Origin of the sequence: Frigoriflavimonas asaccharolytica, from assembly GCF_013294015.1 — a bacterium.
GTDB classification, from domain to species: Bacteria; Bacteroidota; Bacteroidia; order Flavobacteriales; family Weeksellaceae; genus Frigoriflavimonas; species Frigoriflavimonas asaccharolytica.
The window spans coordinates 50,379-69,694 of sequence record NZ_JABSNO010000014.1; the positions used below are offsets into that span (position 1 = coordinate 50,379).

The window sequence follows — 19,316 nt, forward strand, 5'->3', positions numbered from 1 at the left end:
TGTAAAGTTACTATTTTAAAAAAAGTTCTGAAAATTATACACAAAAAAATCGTTCTTTATTTAAAAAACGATTTTTTATATCTAGATAATTTTAAGAAACTATCTCTGCGTCTACGATTTGGTTTTGCTTTATCCTATTTTCTGCTTCCCAAAGTAAAAATTTATCAACTTCTTTGATTAATTTTGGAATTACTAAAGCCAATACCGCAAAATCATCTGCTAAGCCAAGAACAGGAATCATCATCTCTGGCAGCAAATCTATGGGTGAAAGTACATACAAAAAACCTAGAAGTGGAAGAATAATATCCAAAGTCTTCATTTTGTATGTTCCGTTTCGCCACATTTTTAGCATTCTATAGATGTCTGGAACTTTTTTTAAAAAACCTTTATGCTTAATAGCTTCCTTTGCAATATGTATTTTAGAATATTTCATTTTTATATAAATTGAAGTGTTTAACTCTTACAAAAATAATCAAAATACCTGCCAATTAATAAGTTATATAGTTAATAAAAACTTAAATTTTAGCGTTGTACATTATCTATGAATTCATTTGCAGTCTCGGAATTCCAATTTCTAGTGCTGGTTTCTTTCAATAAAATCCTTCCATCAATATCCAACAAATAGGTAGTTGGAAATACAGAAGGCAACAAATTTTTGGAAAGCGGACTTTGCGCAATGTACACTGGTACACTATAATTATTTTCTTGTAAAAATTTTTTCACGGCTGCTTCTTCATCTTGCACGGCTATTAAAACGAAATCTACTTTACCTTTTTTTGCATCGTATAATTCTTGAATGGAAGGCCATTCCGTTCTGCAAGGTGCACACCAAGTTCCCCAAAAATTAAGGAATACTGTTTTTTTACCTTTAAAGTCTTTCAAATTTGCATCTGGAACATTCATGCCTTTTAGCGCGATATCATAATCTGTATCGTCTAGTTTCAGAGCACTTTCTACCGCTGCAATTGGAAAAAATGCATCTCGAATACTGGTTTTCACATTTGGAAAAGCAAAAATTACAAATACGAAAACCAGCAAAATTGCTGAGAACCAATATTTTTTTACAAAATTCATTTAAATTAAATTTAGAATTTCTTCGATGGTATCTTTCCCTTTATTTTTTGCGTAGTAAACTTGCAAATCATTGTGGAGATCATCAATGGTATAATTATCTGGATCGGTTTTATATTTTTTTAATAATTCCAAACCATGTTTTGGCCTTGGTCCCCAAGTATTTTTAACGGTAAAATCTTCATTAAGAATTAATACTTTTGGGATAGATTGCCCACCATTTGTAAGAAATTGATCAATCAAAGAATGATCTTCATCTCTATGAAAAATTCTTACTTCATTTTTGCCTTCAAAAAAAGCATTCAGCGTAGGAATTGCTTGGCTTGCATCTCCGCACCAAACTTCGGAAATAATTAATATTTTTCCGGTAAAGTTTTTAGAATCAAGCGTTGCCAAATCTTCTTCAGATGGTTTGTATACTTTTTCCATACGAGCCATTCTGTGCAAACCTAGTTCGTAATATCCTTTTTTTTGTACGTCGTCCTCATTTCGAGGGTTAGAAAGTCTTGCTGCTCCTTCTTTTTTGTAGGCTTCATAAGAAACCGCTTTGTCCCAATATTCTTTCATATTTATATTTTTCTCAGTTTATCAATCAAATACAAATCCGTTAGCACAAATGCTGCCAAATTTTCTACAATTGGCACTGCTCTGGGCAAAACACAAGGATCATGTCTACCTTTTCCTTCCACAACTACTTTTTCACCATCTTTATTGATGCTATTTTGTGGTCGCAAAATCGTTGCTACAGGTTTGAAAGCTACACGAAAATAGATATCCATTCCGTTGGATATTCCACCTTGTATTCCACCAGAAAGATTGCTAATCGTAGTTCCATCTTCGTTGAAAATATCGTTGTGATCTGAACCTTTCATTTTTGCGCCGCAGAATCCGCTTCCATATTCAAAACCTTTTGCAGCGTTGATATTCATCATCGCTTTGGCCAATTCTGCTTGCAATTTCCCGAAAACAGGCTCTCCGATTCCAACAGGAACATTTTGAATAACGCAAGTTATGGTACCACCAATTGTATTTCCTTCTTTTTTAATTTCTTTAATTTTAGAAATCATTCTTTCCGCAGTTTCCGCATCTGGACAGCGAACATCATTATCTTCAATTTTAGAAAAATCTAAATCTTGGTATGGCTTTTCACAGAAAATATCTCCAACAGAAGAAACGTATGCATTTATTTTTATTTCCTTTGGCAAAAGTTGCTTTGCAAGACTCCCCGCAATAACCCAATTTAAAGTTTCTCGTGCAGAAGATTTACCACCACCGCGAAAATCTCTTACCCCAAATTTTTTATCGTAGGTAAAATCTGCATGCGATGGTCTATAATACTCAGAAATATGATCGTAATCTTTAGATTTTTGATTTTCATTCGGTACCAAAAATCCTATAGAAGTTCCAGTAGATTTTCCCTCGAAAATGCCAGATAGAAATTGAACTTTATCACTTTCTTTTCTCTGCGTAACGATGGAGGATTGACCAGGTTTTCTGCGATCTAGTTGATGTTGAATTTCTTCATAATCTATTTCTAAACCAGCGGGAAAATTATTTAAAATTCCACCATAAGCTATGCCATGACTTTCACCAAAAGTAGTGAGCGTAAGAAAGTTTCCAAGTTTAAACATGATACAAATTTACTGAAGATATTATGATTTTGAGATTGAAAGCTTAATTTTATTCTTGATTTTTGATGATTTCTTTCAGTTCGACCTTTTCTTTTTCACTTAAATTTATATAAATAAAACCTTGCTTTAAATTATCTCCAATTTTTTTGGGAAAAATCCCAATTTTTAAGTAATCTCTTAAATATGAAGGACTGATGGCTGGTAAATCGGTATCAAAACTGAATGGATAATTTTGTACAATATTAAAAGTTAAATTACCAATGGTATACTCTTTAGATTTTTTCCAAACATACTCAGGAGGTTGGTACCACTGTTCTTTTTGAAATCCGGTGAAAAATTCTCCCAAGCGAAAACTTGGTATTTGTGATTGAATAATCTTTGGGAATGTAAATAAAACGATTAAACAAAAACTTAAGACAGAACTAAAAATTATTGCTAATTTTTTAATTTTTAATTCAAAAAATAATACGATAAAAATTACGAAAAATACATCTATAAAAAAACGATATTGCGCTGAAAAAAGAAGAACAAAAATGCTTTTAATTATAATTGCAACCCACAAATAATAAATTATTTTCTTTTTTTTGATAAATGTAAAAACGCTAAATACAATTAATGAAATGATAAACAAATAATGCATTTTTGATTTTATTCCCCCTATTAAAAACCACTTTTCTATATATCCCCAAAAAGTAAATTCTTGTATTTCTGAATAGCTAAACTGCATGTCGTATGTTTTCATTTTTGCCATTTCTGAAGACAATTGCATCAATGCTGGATTTGATTTCCAGGAGATTCCCAGATCTAGGATTGTCATTGGAAATATGGGATACCCAAAAGTCCACATATTTTTAATTAGGAATAAGATGAATAATAAAACTCCTACAATGGAAAATTTCAAATTTACTTTAAGGTAAAAAATAGAATAAAATAATGTAAAAATTGGTAACCAAACTAAAGTTGGTTTGATGGTAAAAATAAAAATTGAAATTAAAAAAAGTTGAGCTACCTTTTTATTTCCGAGTAAGATTTCTTGCAAAACCATCAATGAAAAAACTATAGCAGGTAAATCTGGACTCGGAGATTGCACGAAAAAAAATAAAACTGGAAATAAGCAGAAATGAATCCATGTTTTTTTCTCTAAAATATAAATAGCATAAACTAAAAGTACTACGGCATTTATTTTCAAAAAAGAATCTGTAAAGTTCGAAAAACCTGCTTGCAGAATATGCCAAGTAGACATTTGCCCTAATATTAAATCTAAATTTGAAATACCCTTCACCAAACCAACTTCTGAAATCCATTTAATAGTTGGAACATAATATCCAAAATGATCTAAAATAAATGGTGAAAAAGAACCGAAAAATATTATTAATAACACCAGTATAAGTGTAGAATACTTATATTCCTCTAAATAAACCCAAACATTTTCATAATTTTTGAAATAAAAAAAAGAAGCAAAACCAATGCAAATTGTAGAGATTTCTACGATAATATTGAGCGGAAAAAAGAATGAAAGGAACGTCCAAATTGTAGCTAGAAAAAATATACCTGAGAGAATTTTCAAGGATAGACCATCACCAATTTTCCCGAAAATTTTCGTGAAAAAATTACCAAAACCCATAAAAATTGGGATATAGAAAATAAGTGAAAATAAAATAAACAGCATAAAAAAAGATTGCTTAAAAATAAGCAATCTTTTTTATAAATAATTTAAAATATTAATTTGTTGGTTGTACTCTACCTGTTTTTCTATCTTTTGCTCTTCCTATTGTATACCCAGTTGCACCACCAACTACACCACCAATAACGGCTCCTGCACCTCTATTTTTTTTACTGATAATTGCTCCAGCTGCAGCTCCACCAACTGTACCTATAATTGTACCTTTTGCAGCATCACTAATTCCTTTTTTCTGTGCTACTGGTGCATTTGTAGAAGAACCAGAGGATGTTCCTGCATTTGAATTTGATGTACTAGCTCTAGGAGTATTATTTACGTAAACGGTTTTTACTTTTTCTGGCTGCGGAGAATTTTTAACTGGTGCAACTTTTATTTCCTTTTCGTTTTTTTCTAAACTATCGGATTTTTTTTCTTGTTCAAAAGTAAATCTCTCCTTCTCTATGGCTAATTTTTGTTTTTCAATTTCCAATTGTCTTACTTGAAATTCCATTTTCTGGTCTGCTAAACTTTTTGTGGTCTCTTCTTTCTCTTTATTACAAGCCGTAAAACTCATTAGAGAAACTATACCAACTATCATTAACTTTTTCATAACTACATTTTTTCAAATTGGATGTGGGTTATTCAATAGTACAACCAAACTTGTGTTAATAAAACGTTAAAAGAACTATATCTGGTAATTATATAAAAAGAGCTGTTGAAATTCAACAGCTCTTTTGGAGGTTTCGAGCGGATTCGAACCGCTGTAGATGGTGTTGCAGACCACTGCCTAACCACTCGGCCACGAAACCGTATTTTTTAGAAGTGCAAATATAAGGTTTTTAATCTTTTTAAATGTACTTTTATTTTAAAATTTTCTTAAATCTATTGTGGGCTTATTTGGAATTGCAATATCTTGAGAAGATTGATTTCCTAAGCTATTCAAATCGTGCTGACTTTTTAGCGCTTCTTCAAATTTTTTCTTTACAACTACCCTAGTTTCAGACCAACTGTCATGCCATCCATTTTCGCCTAAAAAAGACAAGGCATTGAATGGAACGAGACGAATAATACTCCTTAAAAAAATATCGTAAGTAGTTGGTGCAGTACCATCTATCTTCACAACGATGGTTCCTGTCACATATTTTCCAAGCGTGCGACCTTTAGAAAAGTACTCGAAAACAAAATAGTACACAATTAGTATACTTGAAGTAATGATAATATCTAAAAAAGAATTCACATTTTCAAAGCTGTCTAGTAAGTCCATGAAGAGATCTATCCCGAAAAAGCTTGATAAAATTCCCGCAAATAAACCCAAAAAGAAAAATAAAGACATAAATGCAACTCTATCTATTAATAAATTTACAAATCTTGTCCCTTGACTTGCTTTGTTGTCTTTTACAATTTTTAGATATTTCGCCATATTTTTTTTTCAAAAATAGGGAAAATTTACATCCCTTTTAATATTAATTGCAATTTTGCTTCCGTTAATATAATTGCAGTAATTCCGTTTGGTGTAAGAAGAATTTGTTGCGGTTTTAATTTAAAAACCTGCCCGCTAATTTTCAAACCTTTGTAATATTCTTTATTGAAAGCTTCTTCTATACTTTTTTTAGAACTTAATTCCAAGTCTGAAGTGGGAATTCCATATTCCTCTTCTATCATATTTATGATTTTACTTTTAAACAAAAGCGTCAAAGTTTTTTGGAAAACGTTTTTTGTTTTTAATCTAAATTTGGTATCAGAAAGTACAATTTTTTGTTTTGTTTCATCGTAAACAGGGATACCGGAAATATATGAAGTCCCACTGATAGTACCAAAAGTTTCCGCTTCTATGGTAATTCGATCTTCTTCGCCATAGACCTTTATTTTTTCTATTGTGATATCTGATTTACCTTCTCTAAAATCATATTTTTTATTGAGGAATGTTTGCTCTGCAATTCTTGTTGCTTCTTCAAAAGGAATGTTTGTGGTTGTATTTAATGTAAACGTATTTTCCAAGTTTGGCACAAAATTGAAGTTAGCAATCCCACCAATTGTTGGCGAAATTGCAGGCTTTACACCTGTGAAAGTCTCTGAATAAACATCAATACCAATAGAAGTTTGCAATTGATCTGCATAAAATTTCACTGGGGTAAGATTTATTTTTAAAGGGGTGATTTTCAGCCAAGTTTTGTAATCTTCGGAAACCTCAAAAGGTTCTGCAAAAAGATTCCATGCCGTGATTGCTAATTGCTGAAAGTTGAGTTGTTCTTTCATCTGTTCATCAATAATTTTGGTAAATTTCGTCTGCTCATCTTTCAAACTTTTATCTACCAAAGAGGTAATGGGAATTTTTACTCTACCAAAATCTAAAACTGGTTTTGTAACCCATTTAAAACTATTGGCAGTTGTTTTTGTATCTATCGTCCAGTTAGAATTTACTTTTAATTCTGTGCTGAAGTACATTTCTGTTTCAAAAGTAGTGCTTTGATAATTGTATAAACCAAAAGTTCCAATACCTTTTTCAGCCCAAATTTTCAGTGGAACTGCTATTATTAAATTATTTTTTACACCACCTACAATTCTAATCGGTTTTGCTTTCCAGACTTTCACTTTAAATTGGTCGTTGTCATTATCCTCATAAGAATTGTCTTCGAATAGTAAACCTTGCACAGAAGAATTCACCATATTGCTGATTTCGCTCAAAGGAATTTGAACTGGCATCGTAATGCTGGATTTTATTTTCGGGAAAACGTAGGTTGGATTTGAGAATTGGACTTGTGCAAATCCAAATGTGCTAAAAATTATAAGAAATAATGAGATTAAATTTTTCATTTTTAATAATCAGAAGTTTATTTGAACCATTAAGCGATTAAGGAAAATTAAGTTGGCTGCATTAATTTGAACTTTGAATTTCAAATATTGTACCTTAAATCTAAAACCTTTTTTCAATTTCCACGCTTACACCATCCATTTCGCCTTTCATTGGTGGATTAGTTTTGGTGAGTTTCACTTTGATGAAAGAGATTTGAGGGAATTTATTTTTGGTTTTGTTTATGATTCTTCCAATCACATGTTCCAAAAGTTGAGAAGGAATCGCCATTTCGTTGTGCAAAATATCGTTGATTTCTGCATAGTTGATGGTATCCTTTAATTCATCAGATTCCGAGGCTTTTTCTAAGTCCGCCTGTATTTCTACATTGAGAATATAGTTTGTTCCCAGAATTTTTTCTTCTGGTAAAACGCCGTGAAATGCGAAGATTTTTAGGTTTTCTATGAGGATTTTTGTGGTCATTACTTAATTTTTACGATAGAGAAGATTTATTCAAATTAATAATTTTACCAATTTTTGTGAAGACTTTATATATAATAAACCAAAAAATTGTTGGGTTTAATAATGTAAATAAGGTGTTTACTAAATCGTTTTCAAAATTAAAATACTTAAAAAAATGAATTGGAAAAAGAAAAATATAACCTAAATAATCGATGAAATCACCTAGATAATTGTCTAAAAAAGAAGCACCTTCATCTTTCATAAATACTAAAATATATAGAACAAATAGAATGATGAAAAATGATATAAAAATTTTTAAATTGAATTTAATAGTTTTCAAAATATCTGTTCTTAAAAACTTTGTCAAAGATTTAAACTTAGACAAAGTGGATTAAATTATTTTTTAGTAGCAAATCTTTCTGACCTCACTTCATCGACAATTTCTGAAATTTCTTCAAGACTTGGCGCAGAATCTGCGTTTTTTCTCATCTCTTTAAGATAAGATTGCATTTTAGAAACTGGTTCTTTGGATATTTTAATTAGATTGAGATTTTGCAATTCTTTAAGCAATTGTAAAGCCTTCGGATTTATAATTTCTATTTGTAGTGCTTCCATAATAATCAAAGTTAATAAATAAAAGGTATAGATGAATAAATAAAATTTCAACTAAATAAATAATCTCATTCAAAGCGAAAATCTGCAGCCCAACTTGAGTGGAAATCCTTTTTTGCAAAAAAAGATTGGGAACGGAAGGTGGAAATTGCTGCCCAAATAATTCTACTTAATACTCGTGCTCATTTCCAGCATCTTCTCAATTGGAACCAATGCTTTCAATCTTAATTCTTCGTCCATTGTGATTTCTGGAATTTCGTATTTCATGCAGAGATATAGTTTTTCCATGGTGTTCATTTTCATGTAAAAACATTCGCTGCAATTGCAACTTTCATCAAAAACTAGAGCGGGAATTAACTCTTTTTCTGGTGCGCGTTTTCTCATTTCGTGCAAAATTCCTTCTTCTGTTGCTACGATAAACTTTTGACAGTCGTCTTTTTCTACATAATTAAGAAGCGCAGAAGTGGAACCGATGAAATGTGCTAAATCTAAAACTGGCGTTTCGGATTCTGGATGAGCGATGAGTTTTGCATCTGGATTTTCTGCCATTTGCTGGGCAATTCTTTCCATAGAAAAAGCTTCGTGCACGATGCAAGCACCATCCCACAAAATCATTTCGCGACCTGTTTTTTTCATCAGATATTTACCCAAATTTTTGTCTGGCGCGAAAATTAAAGGAACATCTTTTGGCAAAGAATTGATGATTACTTCCGCGTTTGAACTGGTTACGATGATATCCGATTCCGCTTTGGTTTCTGCATTACAATTGATGTAAGTGGCAATCATCGCACCTGGATGTTTGGCGCGCATTGCTCGCAAACCTTCTCCGCTACAACCATCTGCAAGAGAACAACCGGCTTTTAGATCTGGCAAAACTACTTTTTTTGTAGGATTCAAAATTTTTGCAGCTTCTGCCATGAAATGTACGCCGCAAAATACGATCATATCTGCATCTGTATCTCTGGCTTGCCTTGCCAATTGCAAAGAATCTCCCAGAAAATCTGCAATATCTTGTATGTCTGATGTTTGATAATAATGCGCCAAAATAATGGCGTTTTTCTCTTTTTTTAGTTCCAAAATTGCTTTCACCAATTCTTCTCCTTGTGGAAGAGCAATTTTATCTATTGCGGAAAAATCTTTTACGGGTAGGTTCATATTTGTGTTTTTTGTGCTCATTAGTTTTTATTTTGTAAAATTTTCAATTATCTGTAAAATCTCTTGTTTTGCTTTTGTCAAATCATCATTAATTAAAACGACATCAAACTGGTTTTCAAACGCTAGTTCTTCTTCCACTTTTGCCAATCTGGTTTTGATAGCAGCAATATCATCTGTATTTCTACTCAATAATCTTCGTTCCAACTCTTCTATAGAAGGTGGTTTTATGAAAATTGAAAGTGCCTGATCTCCGAAATATTTTTTTAAAGCAACACCACCTTTCACATCTACATCAAATATAACTACTTTTCCGTTTTTCCAGTTATTTTCTACTTCGGATTTCAATGTTCCGTAAAATTTCCCGGGATAAACTTCTTCAAATTCTACAAAAAATTCTTTTTCAATATTATTTTTAAATTTTTCTATGCTGATAAAATGATAATCTTTGCCATCTATCTCTTCGCCTCGCAAATTTCTGGTGGTGCAAGAAATTGAAAAGGCTAGATTCTCAAAATATTGCATTGCGTGAGCTACCAAAGTAGATTTTCCACTTCCGGAAGGCGCTGAAAAGATGATGACTTTTTGCTTCAAAGTTTAAAATTTAATGTTAAATTCTTTTCGAATATAATTTAATATATCAACAAAATAATTAAGTTCATCAATTTCCGGATAAATTTCCAAATAACTTTCTGGATTACTATAATTAAATTTATTTATCTGATTGTGAGATTTATAATCTACTAAATAACTATTTCCATCAATGATAGTTGATTTTGCACTTATTATTACTAAATCTTTTTCTTCATCATCAAAAACAACTTTATTCTTTGATTTTTTGTATGTAAAGTTTTCTTCTTGCGGTAAATATTTAATGTTTCTTGCTTCAATATTCATAAAAATTTCTTCCAATTTTTTATCTGAACGAAGTTTAGTAATTATCGGTGCAACCATTTCAAAATCATCTTCACTAATTTGTTTTGGCAAAAACCATTGAATAAGTTCTGCTTTCCAATTTTTATTTTCTTCGTAAATTCTAAAAACCATTCCGCTATTTGTAATGCCTCTATCTTTATAAATCCTCAATTCTCTTTGATTTTCAATTTTTGCTGAAAGATTTGTAATCTTATCTAAAGATTGACAATTGATTGCAATAGCAGAAAATAATAGAATTATTATTTGAAAATATTTCATTTACAAAACATTTAGTGTCTGCTCCTTTATTTTTTCCAAATCGTCTTTCATCATCACTACCAATTTTTGAATTTCGGCGTGATTGGCTTTTGAACCTAACGTATTGATTTCACGTCCAATTTCTTGTGAAATAAAACCGAGTTTTTTGCCATTCAATGTTTCGGTTTCCATTACTTCTTGGTAATATTTCAGATGTTGAGACAAACGAACTTTTTCTTCTGCGATGTCCAGTTTTTCTGCGTAATACGCCATTTCTTGGTAGAATCTTGTTTCATCGATGTTATCAAATTCCTTCAAGGTTTTTCTGTAGCGCTCTTTTACTGCATCTAAACGGATGTCTTCGTATTGTAAAACTTGTTCTAGATTCTCTTCTATACTTTTGATGTTTCTAGATAATTCTTCTTGCAAGATATTCCCTTCTACACTACGGAAATCAGTAAATTTTTGAAGTGCTTCTTTAAGTAGATTATCTACATAATTCCATTCTTCATCATTCAAATCATCTTTTTGCACCGTTACAGATTCTGGCAATTTCATAGCGATTTTTAGAAATTCTATTTCAGAATCCTCTGTAGAAATAGCTTTTAATTGCTGGATATAATCTTGCACAATTTCATTATTAATGATGATATTGTTCTTGGCTTCTGTATTTTCTATATTGATGTAGCAATCTATTTTGCCTCGCATCAAACTATCATTCAGAGATTTGCGAATTTCAAATTCTTTTTCTTTGTATCTGTGTGGAATTTTTATGTTGAGATCAAAGGTTTTGCTGTTTAAAGATTTTAGGTCGATGGTTATTTTTTTTCCGTCGAAAAAACCTTCGCTTCTTCCAAAACCTGTCATGGATAATATCATATTGCTTATTGTGTTACAAAGATAAAAATTTAATTTTGCAAAAGAGATTACTTAATATATTAATGTATGTCCGTTTTTAGTAATAACATTACTGAATTAACACAATATAGTCATTCCGTAAGAAACCTAACGAAGTGGTTCATCGAAGTCAATATCAACGCATTACAAAACAGAACTTTAGATTCCTACGGAATGACAAAAAACTGTATAAAAAGCTACTTATGATAAATTGTTACTAAACATATAATCTTTTATTACTTTTGCGGTTAAAATTATAACAGTCTGTTTTAGTTTTTTAAAGTGATTTTTAAATGAAAACATTAATTTCTATCGTCGGAACTACCGGAATTGGAAAAACTGCTTTGGCTATTGCTTTAGCAAAACATTTCTCTACAGAAATTATTTCTTGCGATTCTCGTCAGTTTTTTAAGGAAATGAATATTGGAACCGCAAAACCAACTGCGCAAGAATTGGCCGAAGCTCCGCATCATTTTATAGGCAATTTATCTGTAGAAGATTATTATTCCATCGGTAAATTTGAAGTTGAAAGTTTGGCAAAATTAGAAGAATTATTTCTAAATAATGAAGTAGTAATAATGGTTGGTGGAAGCATGATGTATGAAAAAGCTGTAATAAATGGTCTCAATGATTTGCCAGAAGCTAATGAAGAAAATCAATTTAAATTAAATAATATTTTGGAAACTGAAGGGATCGAAAGTTTGCAGAAATTACTGGAAAATCTAGATCCGGAATATTATAAAACGGTTGATATTCAAAATCCCAGAAGATTGTTGCGAGCAATAGACATCATTTGGCAAACAGGAAAATCTTACACTCAAAATATTGCAGAAAGCACTGTAGAAAGAGATTTCAAAAACATAAGAATTGGCATTGAAGCGCCACGAGAAATTATTTACCAAAGAATAAATGACAGGGTAGATGTGATGATGGAAAATGGTTTGCTGCAGGAAGTGCAAAATCTTGAATTTCATAAAGATTCTGTTGCTTTGAAAACGGTAGGTTATACAGAATTATTCAAATTTATAGACAAAGAATGGAATTTAGAATTTGCCATTTCTGAAATTAAAAAAAATAGCCGAAGATTTGCAAAAAGACAATTGACTTGGTATAGAAAAGAGGAAAATATTCATTGGGTAAATTTTGAAAATCCGCTGGAAGAATCCTTATCTTTGCTGAATAAATTAATGTAACAATATACCAGTGGACTAGTGTAACAATTTACCAATTTGAAATCTACTTAAATTATTTAAACATTGAATAATTAATATCAAACTTTAAACAAAAGATCATGGCAAATACACCCTCAAATATGCTAGAATTAGGAACAAAAGCACCTTTTTTTGAGCTTCCAAATCCTTCCATCAGCAATGAAATGCAATCGCTAGAAGACTTGAAAGGCGAGAAGGGAACACTTGTAATTTTCATGTGCAATCATTGTCCGTTTGTGTTGCACATCATCGATAAATTATCTGAATTATACGAAGACTATCAAAATAATGGGATAGAATTTATCGCTATCAATGCTAACGATGCAGATAAATATCCTGCAGATTCTCCAGAAAAAATGGCGGAATTTCAGGTAGAAAGAAAGTTTGATTTCCCTTATTTGTATGATGAAAGCCAGGCAATTGCAAAAGCCTATGACGCTGCTTGTACGCCAGATTTTTATTTTTTCGATGATAAATTAGACCTTATTTATCGCGGACAAATGGATGATTCTCGACCAGGAAATAATAAAGAAATTACGGGTGAAGATTTGATTATCGCTTTTGAAAATTTACTTGCAGAGCAAACACAAGAAGAAATTCAAAAACCGAGTATTGGCTGTAATATTAAGTGGAAAGCTTAAATAAAAAGTATCACTTTGTCAAAGTTTTATACCGATAGAAATCGGGATGACGAAGTTTTTTTTATCGTGGGTGCAGATTTATTACCATTAAGGTAGTGAAGGAATTAAGGACATGAAGAATTTTTAGTAATGCTTATTATGATAAGGAACAAACTACGTTTATTCTGGTTAAGGTAATTAAGTCGTAGTTCGTTAATTCATATTAAAGTTTTGCGATATTTGAGTTTTCTTGAGAGTCTTGGTTTCCGCACATTTTTTAAAGTTCTATTCCGAAAGAAATCAAGGTCACAAAGTTATTTTTATCGTGGGTGCAGATTTTTCACTATTAAGGTAGTGAAGGAATTAAGGACATGAAGAATTTTTGATAATGCTTATTATCATAAGGAACAAACTACGTTTATTCTGGTTAAGGTAATTAAGTCGTAGTTCGTTAATTCATATCAAGGTTTTAAGATATTTGAGGTTTCTTGAAAAGCTTAGTTTCCGCACACTTTTCAAAATTCTTTCCCGATAGAAATCGGGATGACAAAGTTTTTTTTTGTTTAGTATTTAGTCTACTTAAAAAACGGATTAAATTCCTTCTCAAAGCCAACTGTCGTAGGGTTTCCATGTCCGTTGTACACTTTGGTTTCTACTGGAAGCGTGAACATTTTGCTGCGAATACTTTCCAAAAGTTGCTCGTGATTTCCTTTGTGCAAATCTGTTCTGCCGATGCTTCCTTCAAACAAAACGTCCCCAGAAATAATCAGGTTTTGAGCTTCGTTGTAAAATCCGATATGTCCCGGTGAATGTCCTGGAAGATGTAGAATTTTAAATTCATCTTCATCTAATTTTAAAATTTCGTCTTCTTTTAAATAAGAAATTTCACCTTCAAATTTTGAAAATTGAAAGCCAAATCGCATTGCATCCATCGGATTTCTATCCAACATTTCTTGTTCTATTTCGTGCATTAAGACAGGAACTTTATACTCATCAAAAGCCCATTGAAGCCCCAAAACATGATCGATATGAGCATGAGTAAGCAATATGTTTTTTATTTTCAAATCATTTTCTACGATAAATTTTTTCAAAACTGAATTTTCATCGTCACCGAAATTACCCGGATCTAGTAGGAAAGCAGATTTGTTTTCGTTGAAAATGACGTAAGTATTCTCTGAAAAAGGATTGAAAGCGAAAGATTGTATGGTCAGCATGAAAATTTGTTAAAATTAATAATGACAAATTTAATGAAATTGCTTTTAAAATTTGGCTTAATTTTCGTTATCTTCGTGTAGATGAAATTATTATTTGCCTCCCTACTATTATTTTTTAGCACCTTGAAAGCGCAACAGATTGAAGGTGTCCAACTTTTCAATCCACAAACAAACGACGAAACTCCTGTTATCGGTTTTGATGAAAATTTGGTTTTAAAATTTGATGATTTTTCTAATGGAAGTAATGTATATCGCTATACGATAAAGCATTTTGATAGAAATTGGCAAGATGATGGACTCTTTTTTACAGAATATGCCAATGGAAGTTTGAATGCATTATTGGATGATTTTCAATACTCTTTCAATACTTTGCAGAAATATACACACTACAATCTTTCGTTTCCAAATGATAGAATGCAGCCAAAAATTTCGGGGAATTTTAAATTAATTGTCTATAAAGATAATGAGGACGAACCACTTTTCACCAAAAGATTTTCCATCGTTGAAAAAGGCGCCAGTCTTGCTCTTCAGGTTTCTAGATTTTCTGATGCAAGAATGCCAGAAAAAAATCAACGAATTGAAGTGCAGGCAGTTTCTACGGGTGCAAATCTGAATGCCAACATTCCTTCTATGACTTTGAATATTCTACAAAATAACAATTGGGAGACTGGAATATTTAATAAAAAAGTATCTACTAGTTTGGGTAGTCAAATACTTTTTCAACAATTAGAATTATCTTTTCCAGGCAATAATGAGTTTTATTATTTCGATAACAAAAATATTACCAGAGGATTTGATGCTGTTGCTGGTGGCGAAGTTTTCGAAGGACAAAATTATACTTACTTACATCCTGCTTTTGCTTATCCTTTAAATTATCAATACCAACCAGACGTGAATGGAGCTTATTATTTCCGAAGAAGTGATCTTGGAATTGAAAGAAATGCAGATACGGAGGCAGATTATTCTTGGGTACATTTCTATTTAGATTCTGATCCTGTAGAACAGAAAATTTATGTTTTAGGTCTTTTCAATAATTATAAAGCAGACGAAAAGAGCGAGATGAAATATGATGGAGAGCAGAAAAGATATGTTGCAAAAATTTACTTAAAACAAGGATTCTACAATTACATTCTTGCTACAAGGAAAGGAGATGAAGCTTTAAATTTTGGAGAAATCAACGGTAATTTTTGGCAAACAGAAAATTTATATCAAGCGTTTCTGTACTATCGTCCTTTTGGCAGAAACTTCGATGGATTGTTGGGCTACGGTGAATTTCGCAAAGAAGTGAGATAAGATGTAGCGTTTCTTAATCCTTGAAGATTGCTGTTACAAACAGAGTGTTTTTTTTCTCAATAATATAATGGATGGAAACTGGAAAAATATCGGTTTTATAAATTTGAATTTCAGCGCCCTTTATATCTAAATTCTTATTTAAATCCACTATTTTCTGAATAGATTTTTTAATGACTTTTAAAAAAATTTTGGCGTTTTCTTTATCTTCTGCTTTGAAAATTCTAATTAGTAGCCGCAGATCATTTTTAGCAATTGATGAAAGCAATATTTCCATTAAGCGCAAAATTTCTCTAAAGATTTTATATTTTCAAAAAAATCTAATTTCGTAAGTGGATTTTCTTTATGAAATTGTATTCTATAAAGAACCTCTTCTCGCTGTACATTCATCATTGTAGAAGTTGGCACTTCTTCTAAACTTTCTATTATTCTAGAAAATGCTTCAATAAGATCTGGGGGAAAATTTGCGATTTTTCTTTTTAAAATTTCTACGTCTCTTTCCATCATTCAAAATTTAAATATTAATTATTTTGATATTGTAAAAATAAACAATTTAATTTTAATATTTATTATACCCCATAAAAAATAGGTGAAATATGTCAAAAATGATAAAATTTATAACTTTACCCCGAATAAACAGGGGGTTGACTAAAAAAAATCAACTTTATTTAAACTAGAAAGAATTCATTTATCTTTTCCATACACAATGTCTTCACCACTTCTATCCAACGATCTTCATCATTTAGACATGGGATATAATTGAAAACTTCTCCTCCTGCATGCAAAAATTCCTCTTTTCCTTCAACCGAAATTTCTTCCAAGGTTTCCAAACAATCTGATACAAAAGCCGGACAAACAATTGCCAGGTTTTTAATACCCATTTTTGGTAAATTTTCTAAAGTTTCATCCGTATAAGGTTCCATCCATTTATCTTTCCCGAGGCGAGATTGGAAGGTAACCATCACTTTTTCCTTTGGTAATCCAAGTTTTTCTATCACTTTCTCTGTTACTTTAAAACATTGGTGTCGGTAGCAAAACTGATGACTTGGGTTGGAATCTCTAGAACAGCAGTCGTTCAGATTACAGGTTTTTGTAGGATCTGTTTTGTAAATATGACGTTCTGGAACTCCGTGATAAGAAAATTGCAAAGCATCAAAATTTTCAGGTAGTTTTTCGCGGATGCTTTCTGCCAAACAATTAATGTAAATTTCTCTATTGTAAAATGGCTGAATGTAATTAATTTTAATGTTTGGAAATTTTTTCTTTCTTACCTCTTCTGCTTTTTCTATTACAGTTTCTGTAGTGCTCATCGCATATTGAGGATAAAGTGGAAACAAAACAATTTCTGTAACGCCTTGGTCTACTAGTTTTTTAATACCATTTTCTATGGAAGGTTGCGCATATCTCATCCCAATTTCCACAGGAACATCTACTATTTTTTCCAGTTTATCCATTATTTTTTGGGTAAAAACAATAAGTGGAGAACCTTCTTCTGTCCAAACGGTTTTGTAAGCTGCAGCAGATTTTTTTGGTCTGGTATTTAAAATAATACCTTGCACCAAAAGCGAACGGAAAAACCAAGGATAGTCTATAACTTTATCGTCCATTAAAAATTCATCCAGATATTCTCGAACATCTTTAGTTTCTGTGGATCTTGGCGAACCGAGATTTACAAGTAAAATTCCTTTTTTTTGTTGAACTTTTGAAGTTTGAATAAGATCTGTATGCAATGGAAATGATTTTTTATTAAAAATAATTAGCACTAAATTTTTCTATTTTAAAATATTTAGTCGAGTAAATTTACAAATAACAAAGGAGCTTGTCAAATATTTTTTGCTAAAAAAAATCATTTATCATTTTAAAAAAAAATCGTGCTCATTTCTGAACACGATTTCTACTTTTATACTTTTTAATTATTTTCCTTTGGTTACAGCTCCGTAAATGACCAATACCAAAATGGCTCCTAATACTGACATTGCTATGGAACCGATATCCCACATATTACCATCTTCACCAATTCCTAATAGATTGCTTCCAATAAAACCACCTACGAAAGCACCAACGATACCTAAAATGATTGTTAAAAGCCAACCCATGTTTTGATTTCCTGGCATTACTAGTTTTGCTAGAGCTCCAATGATTAATCCAAAAAGTAACCATGCTAAAATTCCCATAATTTTTAATTTTTAATTGTTAATATATATTTTTAATACGGCTAAAATAGAAACAAAATTTGTAACATTTGTTAAGATGCGTTAAAATTATAAAAATCCTAAAAAATTCTGAAATTATCTTTTCTTGAAAAAGGAATCTACGAACTCTTTTCCATTAAACAGTTGTAAATCCGTCATCTTCTCTCCTACTCCAATATATTTAACCGGAATTTGAAACTGATCTGAAATTCCAATCACAACACCACCTTTTGCGGTACCATCTAATTTTGTAACAGCCAAAGAAGTAACTTCCGTTGCAGCGGTGAATTGTTTCGCTTGCTCAAAAGCATTTTGACCAGTAGAGCCATCTAAAACCAGCAAAACTTCATGCGGCGCGTTTGGAATTACCTTTTGCATCACGCGTTTTATTTTGCTCAATTCGTTCATCAAATTTATCTTGTTGTGCAACCTTCCCGCGGTATCAATTATCACAACATCAGCATCTTGCGCAACGCCGCTTTGTACGGCATCAAAAGCTACAGAAGCAGGATCAGAACCCATTTCTTGCTTCACGATATTCACACCAACACGCTCACTCCAGATTACCAATTGATCTACAGCAGCTGCACGAAAAGTATCTGCCGCACCTAGAACTACTTTTTTTCCTTCAGATTTAAAGTGATGGGCCAATTTACCAATGGTAGTAGTTTTTCCAACACCATTCACACCTACAACCATTATTACGTAGGGTTTTTGGGTAGAAATTTCGCCAAAATTGTTATTATCTGCGTTTTCTGAAAGAAGATTTGTTATTTCTTCTCGCAAGATAACGTCTAATTCTGTTGTGTTTAAATATTTGTCTTTAGAAACACGGGCTTCAATTCTTTTGATGATTTTAATGGTCGTTTCTGATCCTACATCTGATGCGATGAGAATATCTTCCAATTCATCTAGTACCTCTTCATCTACAACGCTTTTTCCAACGATGGCTTTAGACATTTTAGAAATAAAATTATTCCCAGATTTCTCCAGACCTTTGTCCAAAGTTTCTTTTTCTTCTTTGCTAAATATTTTTTTGAACCAGCTCATTTAATTATATTAATTGAAGACTTTAAAATTGAAACTAAATTTTTTTTAGTTGTGTATTGTTTACAAATATAACAAAAAAACTATCCAAATTAATTGGATAGTTTTTATAATTGTCTACAAAATAGATGCTTATTTCTTAAGAAAAGCTTCTACTTCTTCAGCGTCCATTACTTGTTCTGCAAAAACGTAAGCTCCAGTTTTAGGAGATTTTACCATTTTTACAACTTTGGTCATTTTTTTTGCGGAACTATCTTTTAGGGATGCTACTACTTTTTTTGCCATCTTTTTAT

At 31.5% G+C, this 19,316-nt stretch carries 24 protein-coding genes and 1 tRNA gene; 3 read left to right on the forward strand and 22 right to left on the reverse strand.

The window, feature by feature from the left end; all coding sequences use genetic code 11:
* Positions 1 to 91 precede the first annotated feature (91 nt).
* The 15 genes from HNQ03_RS10040 to HNQ03_RS10110 all read right to left on the reverse strand — a co-directional run bounded on the left by HNQ03_RS10040 (position 92) and on the right by HNQ03_RS10110 (position 11,431).
* Entirely contained in the window at positions 92 to 433 is a 342-nt protein-coding gene (locus HNQ03_RS10040; RefSeq protein WP_173779546.1) for a YkvA family protein, read from the reverse strand.
* An 89-nt stretch (positions 434 to 522) separates the two neighbouring features.
* The gene (locus tag HNQ03_RS10045; protein ID WP_173779547.1) at positions 523 to 1,074 is read right to left on the reverse strand and encodes a TlpA family protein disulfide reductase; all 552 of its coding nucleotides are present in this window, start codon (positions 1,072 to 1,074) and stop codon (positions 523 to 525) included.
* Positions 1,075 to 1,638 carry a thioredoxin family protein gene (locus tag HNQ03_RS10050; RefSeq protein WP_173779548.1) on the reverse strand — a complete coding sequence of 188 codons (564 nt, stop codon included), beginning with the start codon at positions 1,636 to 1,638 and terminating at the stop codon, positions 1,075 to 1,077. It lies immediately after the preceding gene.
* Positions 1,639 to 1,640: 2 nt separating this feature from the next.
* Positions 1,641 to 2,702: a chorismate synthase gene (aroC, locus tag HNQ03_RS10055; RefSeq protein WP_194305182.1), complete on the reverse strand. Its 1,062-nt coding sequence runs from the start codon at positions 2,700 to 2,702 to the stop codon at positions 1,641 to 1,643.
* A 49-nt stretch (positions 2,703 to 2,751) separates the two neighbouring features.
* On the reverse strand, positions 2,752 to 4,371 hold the full coding sequence (locus HNQ03_RS10060) for an LIC_10190 family membrane protein (protein WP_226927486.1): 1,620 nt from the start codon (positions 4,369 to 4,371) through the stop codon (positions 2,752 to 2,754).
* A gap of 52 nt (positions 4,372 to 4,423) precedes the next feature.
* The gene (locus HNQ03_RS10065; RefSeq protein WP_173779549.1) at positions 4,424 to 4,972 is read right to left on the reverse strand and encodes a YMGG-like glycine zipper-containing protein; all 549 of its coding nucleotides are present in this window, start codon (positions 4,970 to 4,972) and stop codon (positions 4,424 to 4,426) included.
* A gap of 125 nt (positions 4,973 to 5,097) precedes the next feature.
* Positions 5,098 to 5,171, reverse strand: a tRNA-Cys gene (locus tag HNQ03_RS10070).
* A 56-nt stretch (positions 5,172 to 5,227) separates the two neighbouring features.
* Positions 5,228 to 5,782, reverse strand: coding sequence for an RDD family protein (locus HNQ03_RS10075; RefSeq protein WP_173779550.1), 555 nt, complete (start codon positions 5,780 to 5,782; stop codon positions 5,228 to 5,230).
* 26 nt (positions 5,783 to 5,808) lie between these two features.
* The gene (locus HNQ03_RS10080; protein WP_173779551.1) at positions 5,809 to 7,176 is read right to left on the reverse strand and encodes a DUF4403 family protein; all 1,368 of its coding nucleotides are present in this window, start codon (positions 7,174 to 7,176) and stop codon (positions 5,809 to 5,811) included.
* Between the two features lie 100 nt (positions 7,177 to 7,276).
* A complete protein-coding gene (folB, locus tag HNQ03_RS10085; RefSeq protein ID WP_173779552.1) occupies positions 7,277 to 7,636 on the reverse strand; it encodes a dihydroneopterin aldolase in 360 nt (119 codons plus the stop codon).
* A 375-nt stretch (positions 7,637 to 8,011) separates the two neighbouring features.
* The gene (locus tag HNQ03_RS10090; protein ID WP_173779553.1) at positions 8,012 to 8,230 is read right to left on the reverse strand and encodes a hypothetical protein; all 219 of its coding nucleotides are present in this window, start codon (positions 8,228 to 8,230) and stop codon (positions 8,012 to 8,014) included.
* A gap of 162 nt (positions 8,231 to 8,392) precedes the next feature.
* The gene (nadA, locus tag HNQ03_RS10095) at positions 8,393 to 9,382 is read right to left on the reverse strand and encodes a quinolinate synthase NadA (RefSeq protein WP_226927491.1); all 990 of its coding nucleotides are present in this window, start codon (positions 9,380 to 9,382) and stop codon (positions 8,393 to 8,395) included.
* Between the two features lie 27 nt (positions 9,383 to 9,409).
* Positions 9,410 to 9,973, reverse strand: a complete 564-nt coding sequence (gene gmk / locus HNQ03_RS10100) for a guanylate kinase (protein WP_173779555.1) — start codon at positions 9,971 to 9,973, stop codon at positions 9,410 to 9,412.
* Positions 9,974 to 9,976: 3 nt separating this feature from the next.
* The gene (locus HNQ03_RS10105) at positions 9,977 to 10,573 is read right to left on the reverse strand and encodes a hypothetical protein (RefSeq protein WP_173779556.1); all 597 of its coding nucleotides are present in this window, start codon (positions 10,571 to 10,573) and stop codon (positions 9,977 to 9,979) included.
* A complete protein-coding gene (locus HNQ03_RS10110; protein WP_173779557.1) occupies positions 10,574 to 11,431 on the reverse strand; it encodes a YicC/YloC family endoribonuclease in 858 nt (285 codons plus the stop codon).
* A gap of 311 nt (positions 11,432 to 11,742) precedes the next feature.
* Between HNQ03_RS10110 and miaA the strand changes: the two genes are divergently transcribed.
* Both miaA and HNQ03_RS10120 read left to right on the forward strand, forming a co-directional pair.
* Positions 11,743 to 12,642 (forward strand): tRNA (adenosine(37)-N6)-dimethylallyltransferase MiaA, encoded by a 900-nt coding sequence (gene miaA / locus HNQ03_RS10115; RefSeq protein WP_173779558.1) that lies wholly within the window; start codon positions 11,743 to 11,745, stop codon positions 12,640 to 12,642.
* A gap of 98 nt (positions 12,643 to 12,740) precedes the next feature.
* On the forward strand, positions 12,741 to 13,301 hold the full coding sequence (locus tag HNQ03_RS10120; protein ID WP_173779559.1) for a thioredoxin family protein: 561 nt from the start codon (positions 12,741 to 12,743) through the stop codon (positions 13,299 to 13,301).
* A 554-nt stretch (positions 13,302 to 13,855) separates the two neighbouring features.
* Here the strand turns inward: HNQ03_RS10120 and HNQ03_RS10125 are convergent.
* Positions 13,856 to 14,494, reverse strand: a complete 639-nt coding sequence (locus tag HNQ03_RS10125; protein ID WP_173779560.1) for an MBL fold metallo-hydrolase — start codon at positions 14,492 to 14,494, stop codon at positions 13,856 to 13,858.
* Positions 14,495 to 14,575: 81 nt separating this feature from the next.
* On the opposite strand from HNQ03_RS10125, the gene HNQ03_RS10130 reads away from it, so the two are divergent.
* Positions 14,576 to 15,787: a type IX secretion system plug protein gene (locus HNQ03_RS10130; RefSeq protein ID WP_173779561.1), complete on the forward strand. Its 1,212-nt coding sequence runs from the start codon at positions 14,576 to 14,578 to the stop codon at positions 15,785 to 15,787.
* Between the two features lie 13 nt (positions 15,788 to 15,800).
* On the opposite strand, the gene HNQ03_RS10135 is transcribed toward HNQ03_RS10130, so the two are convergent.
* From HNQ03_RS10135 to HNQ03_RS10160, 6 genes are all read right to left on the reverse strand, one after another.
* Positions 15,801 to 16,061 carry a hypothetical protein gene (locus HNQ03_RS10135; protein WP_173779562.1) on the reverse strand — a complete coding sequence of 87 codons (261 nt, stop codon included), beginning with the start codon at positions 16,059 to 16,061 and terminating at the stop codon, positions 15,801 to 15,803.
* Positions 16,061 to 16,291 (reverse strand): hypothetical protein, encoded by a 231-nt coding sequence (locus HNQ03_RS10140; protein ID WP_173779563.1) that lies wholly within the window; start codon positions 16,289 to 16,291, stop codon positions 16,061 to 16,063. The genes HNQ03_RS10135 and HNQ03_RS10140 overlap by 1 nt, the downstream gene beginning before the upstream one ends.
* Before the next feature lie 161 nt (positions 16,292 to 16,452).
* Positions 16,453 to 17,514: a ferrochelatase gene (hemH, locus tag HNQ03_RS10145; RefSeq protein ID WP_194305183.1), complete on the reverse strand. Its 1,062-nt coding sequence runs from the start codon at positions 17,512 to 17,514 to the stop codon at positions 16,453 to 16,455.
* Positions 17,515 to 17,697: 183 nt separating this feature from the next.
* A complete protein-coding gene (locus HNQ03_RS10150) occupies positions 17,698 to 17,958 on the reverse strand; it encodes a GlsB/YeaQ/YmgE family stress response membrane protein (protein ID WP_173779564.1) in 261 nt (86 codons plus the stop codon).
* Between the two features lie 114 nt (positions 17,959 to 18,072).
* A complete protein-coding gene (ftsY, locus tag HNQ03_RS10155) occupies positions 18,073 to 19,026 on the reverse strand; it encodes a signal recognition particle-docking protein FtsY (RefSeq protein WP_173779565.1) in 954 nt (317 codons plus the stop codon).
* A gap of 129 nt (positions 19,027 to 19,155) precedes the next feature.
* Positions 19,156 to 19,308 (reverse strand): DUF4295 family protein, encoded by a 153-nt coding sequence (locus tag HNQ03_RS10160; RefSeq protein WP_173779566.1) that lies wholly within the window; start codon positions 19,306 to 19,308, stop codon positions 19,156 to 19,158.
* Between the last annotated feature and the right edge of the window lie 8 nt (positions 19,309 to 19,316).